The sequence below is a fragment of the Nocardia arizonensis genome (assembly GCF_001310275.1).
GTDB lineage: Bacteria > Actinomycetota > Actinomycetes > Mycobacteriales > Mycobacteriaceae > Nocardia > Nocardia arizonensis.
The window spans coordinates 44,514-55,378 of the sequence record NZ_LGYZ01000061.1; the positions used below are offsets into that span (position 1 = coordinate 44,514).

The window sequence follows — 10,865 nt, forward strand, 5'->3', positions numbered from 1 at the left end:
GGCAAATCGCAAATCCATTCGACGCCGTTTCGCCGCCGCTACCGACTCGGTTCGGTCTCGTGCACTACGGTTCCCCACCCGCCGTAACTCCCGCCGCAGGTCGCGGCCAGGCGGATGAACATCTGCGTGACCTGTCTGCCCGCCATGACCCGCGCCGACTCGTAGAATTGTCCTTCCACCGACCACGGCGCCGCATTGTCCGGCGAGGTGACCGAGATATTGTCGAACCCTTTGTCGAGTAACTTGGTCGCCAGGATTTGAGCCGACTCGTAGGTGTGCGCGCGGAAATGGCAGTCGATGGGGCGCGGTGCGTCCAGAATCGCGCCCTGTTCGAGCAGCACCTCGAGCAGAATCTCGTTTTTCGACTCGTGCGCTTCGACTTCCTCGGCCGTTCCGTCCGAGTCCTCCCATGCCACCGCTGTACTCCTTCATCACGTCATCGACGCCGCGCCCACGGCACAGTGCCCCGCGGTTAACGCACGTCGGATTATGCGGCGCAGCGGATTCCGAGCGCCTCGGGCACGAATGCTACTGCGAATCCACGCTTTCGGAACACCGGCACGTCGGCGGGGAAGAACAACGACTCGGTTTCGGTCCGTGTCCTTCCCCGGCGAAGGGCGTGTGTCACGATCCGAATACCGTCACGCGGAAGACCGTGGTGTCCGAATGAGGATTCGGCGACGGTCAGCAGTCGGTCGGGCGCGGGAAACAGAGGGGCAGGGTGGCGATGGGGGCCCGTTTGGCCTTTTCGACGCCCTGGGGCTCGACTTCGGAGGTGCCGGAGGGTTGCTGCTGTTGGACCGCGTCACGGTAGGTGGCGGTGCAGGCGGAGGCCAGAATCCAGATCGCGCCGATCGCGGCGGCGATGACGATGACCGCGCCCATTTGCTGCGGGAGATCGCCGTCGGCTTTCACCTTCGGGATCAAGCGTGTGGGGATACGGTCGCGGACGGCGGTCATCCAGTCCTGATGCCGAGGTCGCGGAGGGTCCAGGAGTCCCGGTGCCGTCTGCTGGGGTGCGGGAGGCGCGACGGTGCGGAGCGGAACCTGCCTGCGCAGCGGTGCGGCGGGGGCACCGTAGCGCGGCTCGATCCAGGACGACCATCGGTCGGTGTAGGAGGAGGGTGACGCCGATGCGGGCGGGAGAACCTCGTCGGGATCGTGATCGTCGTAGTCGTTGTCATCCCGGAACTCTCCCGATGATTCGGGATCGGCCGGATACTCCGACCGCGGATCGTAGTCACCCCGGAAGTCGACCTCACGAACGGCGCTCGGGTCGTGGGCGGGCCGGATCGGTCGCACGGCCTCCTCGTCCGGCGCGATCCACGGCGGGCGCACATAGTCGGGTGTCGCGATCCTGGGTGGGTCATTGTCGTCCGGCGCGATCCACGGTGGGTCGTAGTCGGTGCGGTGCGGTGCGGAGTGGTGCGGGCGTTGCCCGCCGGAGTCGGGGACGTGGCGTCGTTGCGCGGGTGACAGGTCACCGTGCGGCCCAGGGTATTCCGGGTGCCCGTCGTGGGCGTCGTCGCGCGGGTGGGGCGCGGCGCTCACCCCGTCGCGTGCCGGTGTCGAACCGGCCGACGCGCCGTGCAGAACCGTAGTCCGATGGGGCTCGGCGCCGATATCCGCCGGCTCGATCGCGGGCGCGGTGTAGTTGAGCACCCGGCGAACGGCGTCATCGGACATATCCGCATCGGAAGGGCCGCGTGCCTCGTCGGACACTACCGGGACATGTGATGGCGCGCCTTCTTCGATCGGATACTCCGAGATCCGAATCTTGTGCCCCGGAACACGGTCGAGCCGCACGCCGCGATATTCGGCCGCTTCCTCGGGCCGCGTGAACTCCGGTGCCGCGGCATCCGATTCGGCACCGCCGCCTTCGGCGGCTACCCGCGAACCCTGCCGCGCGGAGGAGATCGCATCCGAATCCGGGTCGGGCGACGGCGAATCCATTTCGCGCCGCGAGTCGTCGGGGGCGGTTCCACGCGCCTCGGAAGGCAGTGCATCGCCGCCGGTCGAGGTCCGTACTTCTCCCGGGGCTTCGGCAGGCTCCGAGACCGATTCGGGGAAGGCGGATTCGGCGGCGATACCCGTTGGCGCGCCTGCCGCGGCGGCCCGCTCGTACAGCGGCTTCGAGAGATGATCGGGAAACGCCGACTCCCGCGCGGGCGTCTCGGGAGCCGGTTTCGCCTCGACCGGCGACGCCGGCTTGGGACGACGCCCGGTCTCGGACGGGAACCCCTCGGCGAGAAGATCTTCGATCGTCAGAAGATCGTCGAGATTCAGGTCGGTGAGCAGCGCGTGCACCGCCTCGGCGGTCCACAGCAGCTTCCGGTTCGAGGTGCGGTGCAGCCATGCGCGCAGCTCGCCGGGAGTGGACCCGAGGACGACACCGCAACCGTGGCGGCGGGATTCGACCTCGAGGGTCACCGTGGACTCCCACGGCGGCACCACCACGATCAGACCGTCGACATAGGCGTCGGAGTGGTGCTTGCGGACCAGTTCCTTCAGATTGAAGACATTGTCGGTGACCTGGTCGAACGGACTGGTGTCCTGGTCGCGCACGTGGATCGGGTCGCCGTCGAAGCCCGATAGCCGCCAGCGGCCGTTGGCCTGCACCGAGAGCACGCCGCTGGTCGCGTCGGGGACGGTGCCCTTGACCTCGATGACCACCACGGCACGCGGGGTGATCAGCACGAGATCAGCTTCCTGGGTGTCGCCGCCCTTGCGATGGCGCCGGGGAACGTGACATCCCGAGATCGCAAGGCCGACAATGATGTATTGGCCCTTCCAGGTCCGCATCCAGTCGAGGACTCGCTGTTCGGACCGCGGCATCGCCGCCCGTTCGTTGATGACCAGCATCGGCGGTCACCTCCATCACGCTCGCACAATCGACCACTCAACGGTATTCAGCCGTCGATCGCGCCGAACCCCGAAAGGCACTGTAAGAGCAGGGCATTGGCGACAGAAAGCCTGGCGTGTGGCAATGTGAGTGTCGCCACAACGGGATGACTCTTCGGCATTCGTCAACTCGACGAAGACGCCGCGAGTGCGCCGAACCGAGAGGGACCGGTTCGCCACGACGATGCCGGGATGCCGACCACCCGAGGGTGCCACGACTCGAAACGTTGTCGGCGGGTATTCCATACCGGCGGTTACGGTCCGAACGGGCCGCCGAAACGAATAACGGTCACAAGGCCGACACATATACCGACGTCGGCATCGTCGAGATTTGTCGAAGGAGTGCGCATGAAGAAATCGGTGAAACGCACAGCCGCAGCGGCAGGGCTCTTGGCGGCGGCATCCGCACTGGTCACGGGAACGGCACAGGCCGACGACGGCCCGGTGTATTTCTCCGCGGGGAATTTCCAGTGCGCGATTGCCACCGACGGCTCGATGGGCTGCGACATCGTCTCCCCCACCACCCTGCGATACGGTACGTTCCCGATCACCCTGACCGTGCGCGATATCGTGATCGACCAGAGCTGGCTGCCCGCGCGCCCGAGTTTCACCACGATCGACCACTACACCCGGCCGGGCGGTAATCCGCCCCTCGACCAGGTCCGCACCGGGGACGGCCAGTGGGGACCGTATGTAGAGTTCGCCGGCGCGCGCTGCGAGTACGGATTCCACGGTAGCTTCACGTGCACCGCCAAGGGCCGCAGCTTCAGCGCCTACGGCGGTGTCATCACGGCCTGACCGAGTTGCCCCGTCCCGTCAAGTTGCCCCGTCCCGTCAATTCGTGGCGGCGCGCCCGCGATGGTGGGAAGCTCGAAGGACCGCGGTGTCGAGGCAAGGACGCGTGACACATGGTGGACAAATCGAGCGGACCCGCCGCGGGCACCGGCGCGGCGATCACGGTGGACCGGCCCGAGCACATTCGGAATGTGGCGCTGGTCGGCCACAGCGGCGCGGGCAAGACCACACTGGTGGACGCCATGGCGCTCACCGCGGGGGTGGTGAATCGAGCGGGCCGGGTCGAGGACGGCACCTCGCTGTCCGACTACGACGACATCGAACATCGCCAACACCGGTCGGTGCAGGTGTCGGTGGTGCCGATGGGGTGGGCCGGTATCAAGATCAACCTCATCGACACCCCCGGTTACGCGGATTTCGTGAGCGAACTGCGCGCGGGACTGCGGGCCGCCGACGCCGCGCTGTTCGTCGTGTCGGCGGCCGAGGGGCACGAGGGCGTCGGCGGGGCCACCAGGGCGCTGTGGGAGGAATGCGCCGCGGTCGGGATGCCGCGCGCGATCGTGGTCACCCATCTCGACACCGCACGCGCTGACTTCGACGACCTGGTGCGCACCTTCCACACGGTTCTCGGCGACGGCGCGTCGGAGACGATCCTGCCGCTGCACCTGCCGGTGCACGGACCCGCGAGCGCCGACGGGCACCGGCCGGTCACCGGCATGATCGAACTGCTGCCGCGCTACGCGGTCGACTACGCCGCAGGCGAGGCGGTCCGCCGTGACCCCACTCCGGGCGAGGCGGACACGCTCGACCGGGCGCGCGACCGGCTCATCGAGGGCATCATCGCCGAGAGCGAGGACGAAACCCTCATGGAGCGCTACCTCGGCCGGGAGGCTCTCGAACTCGGCACCCTCGTCGCCGACCTGGAACACGCCGTCGCTCGCGGCAGCTTCCATCCGGTCCTGTTCGCCGCCCCCGCACCGGACGGCGCGCGCCAGGGTCTCGGCACGGTGGAACTGCTCGACCTCATCGTCGGCGGCTTCCCGAGCCCCGCCGAACACGTGGTGTCGGCGGCACCGGCCTCCGATGGCCGCGCACCCACACCGCTGGCGTGCGATCCGGCGGCCGAACTCGCGGCCGAGGTCATCCGCACGGCCTCGGACCCGTATGTCGGGCGGGTGTCGCTGGTGCGAGTGTTCTCCGGCACCCTGCACCCCGACGACACGGTGCACATCTGCGGCCACGGACTCGCCGAACGCGGACATCCCGACCACGACCTCGACGAACGGGTCGGCGCGGTGAGCGCGCCGTTCGGCAAACAGCAGCGCCCGCTCGGACAGGTGATCGCGGGCGATATCGGCTGTGTCACCAAACTGGGACACGCGGAAACCGGCGACACCCTGTCCGGCACCGGCACGCCGCTGCTCATCGCCCCGTGGCCGATACCGGACCCGTTGCTGCCCATCGCGATTCGCGCGCACGCCAAATCCGACGAGGACAAACTCTCCCAGGGTCTGGCCCGGCTTGCCGCCGAGGATCCGGCGATGCGGCTGGAGAACAACGACCAGACCCGGCAGCTGGTGCTGTGGTGTCTGGGCGAAGCGCACCGCGATGTCGCACTGGAGCGACTGCGGGAACGGTTCGGGGTGCACGTGGACGTGATCGACCACCGGGTCGCGTTGCGCGAGACGTTCGCGTCCACGACGCGGGCGCGCGGACGGCACGTCAAACAGTCCGGCGGGCACGGTCAGTACGCGGTGTGCGAGATCGAGGTGGAGCCGCTGCCGGGCGGATCGGGGATCGAATTCGTGGACAAGGTGGTGGGCGGCGCCGTGCCGCGGCAGTTCATCCCCTCGGTCGAGAAAGGGGTCCGCGCCCAGGCCGCACGCGGCGTCGACGCCGGATACCCGCTGGTCGACGTGCGGGTCACGCTGTTCGACGGCAAGGCGCATTCGGTCGACTCCTCCGACGCGGCCTTCCAGACCGCGGGCGCGCTGGCACTGCGGGAGGCGGCGGCGCGGGCCGGGGTGAACCTGCTCGAACCGTTCGCGCGGGTGTGGGTGGCGGTGGCCGACGACTATCTGGGTCAGGTGCTCGGCGACCTGTCCGGGCGGCGCGGGCACGTACTCGGCACCGAACCCGACGCTCACGGACGCACCCGCATCCTGGCCGAGGTTCCCGAACTCGAACTCAGCCGCTACGCCATCGACCTGCGCTCGCTCTCACACGGCTCCGGGGAGTTCGGCCGCGCCTACGTCCGGCACGAGCCGATGCCCGCCCAGCTGGCGCAAGCCGTTCGCACCGACGCCGACCTGCGCGCGCACTGACCGCGCCCGGCGCACCCGACCCCCGCGTCCCGCCGCCGACCGGCCCGTACGCTGCCACTATCCTGGGACGCATGGCAGTGGGTAAGGGCGCAACGCCGTCGAAGGAAGCCAAGGCCGCGGCGAAGGCGGCTCGCAAGGCCGCGTCGAAGCAGCGGCGTCAGCAGCTCTGGCAGGCGTTCCAGATGCAGCGCAAGGAAGACAAGCTGCTGCTGCCCTTGATGATCGGCGCCTTGGTCGGCATCACCGTGGTTTTCCTGGTGGTCGGCCTGCTGACCGGTCTGCAATGGTTCCTGCTGCCGCTCGGCATCCTGCTCGGCGTGCTCGCGGCCTTCATCCTCTTCGGTCGCCGGGTGCAGAAGAACGTCTACGCCAAGGCCGAGGGCCAGGCGGGTGCGGCGGCCTGGGTGCTGGACAACCTCCAGGGCAAGTGGCGGGTGAGCAACGGCGTCGCCGCCACCACCCAGCTCGACGCGGTGCACCGCGTGATCGGGCTGCCCGGCGTGATCTTCGTCGCCGAGGGATCGCCGCAGCGGTTGAAGACGCTGCTGGCCCAGGAGAAGAAACGCACCGCGCGTTTGGTCGGCGACACCCCGATCTACGACGTGATCATCGGCAACGACGAGGGTCAGGTGCCGCTCAAGGAGTTGCAGCGCTATCTCACCAAGCTGCCGCGCAATATCGACGCCAAGCGCATCGACCTCATCGAAGGCCGCCTGTCGGCACTCGGCGCGCGCAGCGGACCCGCGCTGCCCAAGGGCCCCATGCCCGCGGGCGCCAAGATGCGCGGCGTGCAGCGCACCATCCGCAGGCGCTGATCCGGGCGGCGGTCAGCGCGCGTTGACCACCGCGGTACCGGTCGCGCGGTCGTGCATGCCGCGGCCGTCGGCATCGGTGAACAGGGCGGGGACCACGAAGATCAGCAGCACCTGCCGCGCCAGCGCCCGCACGAAACCCACGCCCACCGACTGGTCCACCCTGATCACCCGAAGGCGCAGGAAGTACTGACCCGGCGTGAAGCCGAACAGGGTGACCGCGAGCACACCCACCACGAACCAGATCAGCAGCGGCAGGTTCGCGTTCACGTGCCGCAGGATCAACAGCGAGACTCCGACCGCCATCAGCCAGTCCGCGAACATCGCCGCGATGCGGCGGGCCTGCCCCGCGATGGACCCGGCGCCCGTCCTGGGGAGACCGAGATGTTCGCCGGGAAACTCGGGTGTAGCCGAGCCCCCGGGCTCGGCCGAGGGTGCGGATAGCCAGGAACCGGTGAGACGCGCCATGGCATCCAGAGTAGGCTGCGGGCATCGTCGCCCGGGCACTGCATAAGGGGAGTTCAACGTCGCGCCGTCGCGAGCGAATGGCAGGATTGGACTGTCGGTCGCGCCCGGGTGGCCATCCACACCGGGCCAGCCGCACGTGTAACACTGGCGAAACACAGCCTTGATAGCTGGGAAACACCACGTCCATAGCGTCTGGACGCGACGAACCCATGCAATCGACACTGGCTGGGAACCGATCCGTAAGGAGAACAAGTGACGTTCAGCACGGCCGACGAGGTCATTCAGCACATCAAGGAAGAGGACATCGAGTACGTCGATATCCGCTTCAGCGATCTTCCCGGTGTGCAGCAGCACTTCTCGATCCCGGCAAAGGCTTTCACCGCCGACCTCGCCGAGGAAGGGCTAGCGTTCGACGGTTCCTCCGTTCGCGGTTTCCAGTCGATCGACGAGTCGGACATGCTCCTGCTGCCCGACTTCAGCACCGCGCGCATCGACCCGTTCCGCGCCGCCAAGACGCTGAACCTCAACTTCTTCGTGCACGACCCGTTCACCCGTGAGGCGTACTCCCGCGACCCGCGCAACATCGCGCGCAAGGCCGAGGAGTACCTGCGCTCCACCGGCATCGCCGACACCGCGTACTTCGGCCCCGAGGCGGAGTTCTACATCTTCGACTCGATCCGTTACGACTCGGCCATGAACGGCGCGTTCTACGAGATCGAATCGATCTCGGGCTCCTGGAACACCGGCGCGGAGTTCAACCCGGACGGCACCCTCAACCGCGGCTACAAGGTCCGCAACAAGGGCGGCTACTTCCCCGTCGCGCCGTATGACCACTACGTCGACCTGCGCGACAAGATCGCCACCAACCTCCAGAACGCGGGCTTCGAACTCGAGCGCGGCCACCACGAGGTCGGCACCGCCGGTCAGGCCGAGATCAACTACAAGTTCAACACCCTGCTCGGCGCGGCCGACGACCTCCAGCTGTTCAAGTACATCGTCAAGAACACCGCGTGGGCCGAAGGCAAGACCGTCACCTTCATGCCGAAGCCGCTCTTCGGCGACAACGGCTCGGGTATGCACGTGCACCAGTCGCTGTGGAAGGACGGCAAGCCGCTGTTCCACGACGAGGCGGGCTACGGCGGCCTGTCGGACCTGGCGCGCCACTACATCGGCGGCATCCTGCACCACGCGCCGTCGCTGCTGGCGTTCACCAACCCCACCGTGAACTCCTACCACCGTCTCGTCCCCGGTTACGAGGCCCCCATCAACCTGGTGTACTCGCAGCGCAACCGCTCCGCCGCGGTCCGTATCCCGGTCACCGGCAACAACCCGAAGGCCAAGCGCCTCGAGTTCCGTGCGCCGGACTCCTCGGGCAACCCGTACCTGGCCTTCGCCGCCATGATGATGGCGGGCCTCGACGGCATCAAGAAGAAGATCGAGCCGCTGGCCCCCGTCGACAAGGACCTCTACGAGCTCCCGCCGGAGGAGGCCAAGAACATCCCCCAGGCCCCCACCAGCCTCGCGGCGGTCATCGACCGCCTCGAGCAGGACCACGAGTACCTCACCGAGGGCAACGTCTTCACCGAGGACCTCATCGAGACCTGGATCACCCTCAAGCGCGAAGGTGAGATCGCCCCGGTCAACCTCCGCCCGCACCCCTACGAGTTCGAGCTCTACTTCGACGTGTAAGCCGTTCCGGGTGTCTGAGCTGCGGCGGAGCAACTAGTGTTCTCCCCCTCCGTCCGCAGCTCGTCCGCAGTAGGTTTCAGCGAGTCCATCCGTTTCGTGATCACTTCACCGATCGCGAAGCGGGTGGACTCGTCTGCGTCCGGCCACAGGTGCCGGTAAGTGTCGAGCGTCGTCTTGGCGCTGGCGTGGCGAACCCGTGCCTGAACCGTCTTGATGTCGGCGCCCCCTTGGAGATGAGCAGCGACGCGAAGAAGTGCCGCAGATCGTGGAAGCTGAACTCATCAGGTAGGCCCGGCACCGCCCCCGCTTCTCGCAGCTCGCGGACACGCCGTTCGATGATCCACGGTGGCAGCGGCATACCCTCCCCGTTGGTCACCATGTGATCGTGCGACCACTTCTCGTGGACCGCCGACAGCAGCAACGTCAGCTCACGCGGAATCGGAATCGGCGTCTCACTGGCCGCCGTCTTCAACGGCTTGTCCGGCCATTGCCGCTTGGGGTACACGACACCGCGGACGAAATCAATGTCAGCCACGCGCAGCGCCGACACCTCAGCCACCCGCAGACCAGCGAACATGCCCAGCAGAATTGCCGGACGAACATGCTCGGGCACCGCCTCGTACAGCGCCCACACCTGCTCCCGTGGTCGCCACGTACGCCTTCTGCTTCCCGTTCGGCGGAGATATCTTGCGCGAGCACGGATTTCGAAGCACCAGGCCATCACTCACCGCGTCGCCCATGATCTGCGACAGGCGCGAATGCAGCGCGTAGACGTAACTCGGTTCGTGGCCCGCCTTCTTCAGCTTGGCCACCCACTGAGGTTCAGGCCATACGTTGCACATCTTGGTGCCGACGATCTAGCCGTCCTTCTACAACGCTGTCACCGCTGGGAAGCCGATGGCGATCCGAACGGCTTCCATCAACCGCGATCGAAGCGACACGACGACAAGACGCTGGCCGTCGTCCGGCTGTAGTCCCACGTGAATCCGGCAGCATCCAGGCATAGAGCCGGCAAGTCGTCAGCCCGGCCTCTGCCGAACATACATTCGATAACGATCGGGTAACGACGACATCTGCCCAGGTCAGAGCCATGCGTCAAGCATCACAAACCCATCGGAAATCCCCTAGTCGTCGGCCATCTGAGCTATGGTGGTAGCCAACAGGTCCTCAAGAGCCTGCCGCGGAACGCCAGCGGTGCTGCCACCGCCCTCCTTCAGTGGATCGGCCCGCGGAGGCTCTTGAGGACCTGTTATTTTGCTTGTGGACATCGAAGGCACGGGAACCAATCCATCCCGCACACAATGCTGTTGTGCGGCATCGACATCATTCCCAGAGGCACTGCACAGTTTTCGCTGTTCAGCAGCTGATGCCAGACTTTGAGCAGGTATGCGGGCTCGACATAGCTGAACTCGCCGGACGGCCAGATAGCAGCCTTCAAGAAGCCGCCGTAGAGGTCCGCTGCCTGACTCTCCAGGTACTTGTCCGCAGACACCCAGTTGAGCGCCTGCTCCATGTGGAAGGGGACCTTGGGGTCCTTCTGCGCCTCTGACCGGATGTACTGCTCCGTGGCGGAGTGATCGTGGTGCCTTACATGGCCGAACCGAGTCCACAGACGAGTACCGCTCCCGTGCCAGTTCCGCGCTGCCCAACTGATCGACTTGTACATCTTGAACGCAAGATAGTTGTAGAACCGCTGAGGGTCGCAGACGTACGACGCAGGATCCAGCTCGCTCTTGACAGCGAAAACGTAGCAAACTTTCAGGTTCGGAACCACGCTCAGAACCTCCGCAGCCCTCTTCCTGCGATCATGATTCTTCACGTGTTCTTGCGTTTCCCCTCATATCGTGGAGGCCGGACCATAGAGGAAAGGCCAGAT

9 protein-coding genes are annotated in these 10,865 nt (G+C 66.7%); 4 read left to right on the top strand and 5 right to left on the bottom strand.

All coding sequences use genetic code 11. The annotated features are described in order from the left end of the window. Positions 1 to 38: 38 nt before the first annotated feature. Positions 39 to 416, bottom strand: a complete 378-nt coding sequence (locus APZ21_RS11560) for a ribonuclease E inhibitor RraB (RefSeq protein ID WP_054813276.1) — start codon at positions 414 to 416, stop codon at positions 39 to 41. A 268-nt stretch (positions 417 to 684) separates the two neighbouring features. Beyond that, positions 685 to 2,862 (bottom strand): nuclease-related domain-containing protein, encoded by a 2,178-nt coding sequence (locus tag APZ21_RS11565; RefSeq protein ID WP_054813277.1) that lies wholly within the window; start codon positions 2,860 to 2,862, stop codon positions 685 to 687. Between the two features lie 387 nt (positions 2,863 to 3,249). Here APZ21_RS11565 and APZ21_RS11570 point away from each other — a divergent pair, with 387 nt between their 5' ends. The 3 genes from APZ21_RS11570 (at position 3,250) to APZ21_RS11580 (ending at position 6,835) form a co-directional block, all read left to right on the top strand. Beyond that, a complete protein-coding gene (locus tag APZ21_RS11570; protein WP_054813278.1) occupies positions 3,250 to 3,699 on the top strand; it encodes a hypothetical protein in 450 nt (149 codons plus the stop codon). A gap of 110 nt (positions 3,700 to 3,809) precedes the next feature. Further along, positions 3,810 to 6,020, top strand: coding sequence for an elongation factor G-like protein EF-G2 (locus APZ21_RS11575; protein ID WP_054813279.1), 2,211 nt, complete (start codon positions 3,810 to 3,812; stop codon positions 6,018 to 6,020). 71 nt (positions 6,021 to 6,091) lie between these two features. Next, complete coding sequence (locus tag APZ21_RS11580; RefSeq protein ID WP_054813280.1) at positions 6,092 to 6,835, top strand: DUF4191 domain-containing protein; 744 nt, start codon at positions 6,092 to 6,094, stop codon at positions 6,833 to 6,835. Between the two features lie 12 nt (positions 6,836 to 6,847). On the opposite strand, the gene APZ21_RS11585 is transcribed toward APZ21_RS11580, so the two are convergent. After that, positions 6,848 to 7,300: an RDD family protein gene (locus tag APZ21_RS11585; RefSeq protein ID WP_054813281.1), complete on the bottom strand. Its 453-nt coding sequence runs from the start codon at positions 7,298 to 7,300 to the stop codon at positions 6,848 to 6,850. A gap of 252 nt (positions 7,301 to 7,552) precedes the next feature. Here APZ21_RS11585 and glnA point away from each other — a divergent pair, with 252 nt between their 5' ends. Continuing rightward, positions 7,553 to 8,989: a type I glutamate--ammonia ligase gene (gene glnA / locus APZ21_RS11590; RefSeq protein ID WP_054813282.1), complete on the top strand. Its 1,437-nt coding sequence runs from the start codon at positions 7,553 to 7,555 to the stop codon at positions 8,987 to 8,989. Positions 8,990 to 9,089: 100 nt separating this feature from the next. Here the strand turns inward: glnA and APZ21_RS35545 are convergent, their stop codons facing one another. Together APZ21_RS35545 and APZ21_RS11600 are read right to left on the bottom strand one after the other, a co-directional pair. Beyond that, positions 9,090 to 9,623 (bottom strand): tyrosine-type recombinase/integrase, encoded by a 534-nt coding sequence (locus APZ21_RS35545; protein ID WP_054813283.1) that lies wholly within the window; start codon positions 9,621 to 9,623, stop codon positions 9,090 to 9,092. A 615-nt stretch (positions 9,624 to 10,238) separates the two neighbouring features. Next, positions 10,239 to 10,763 carry a hypothetical protein gene (locus APZ21_RS11600; protein ID WP_054813284.1) on the bottom strand — a complete coding sequence of 175 codons (525 nt, stop codon included), beginning with the start codon at positions 10,761 to 10,763 and terminating at the stop codon, positions 10,239 to 10,241. Between the last annotated feature and the right edge of the window lie 102 nt (positions 10,764 to 10,865).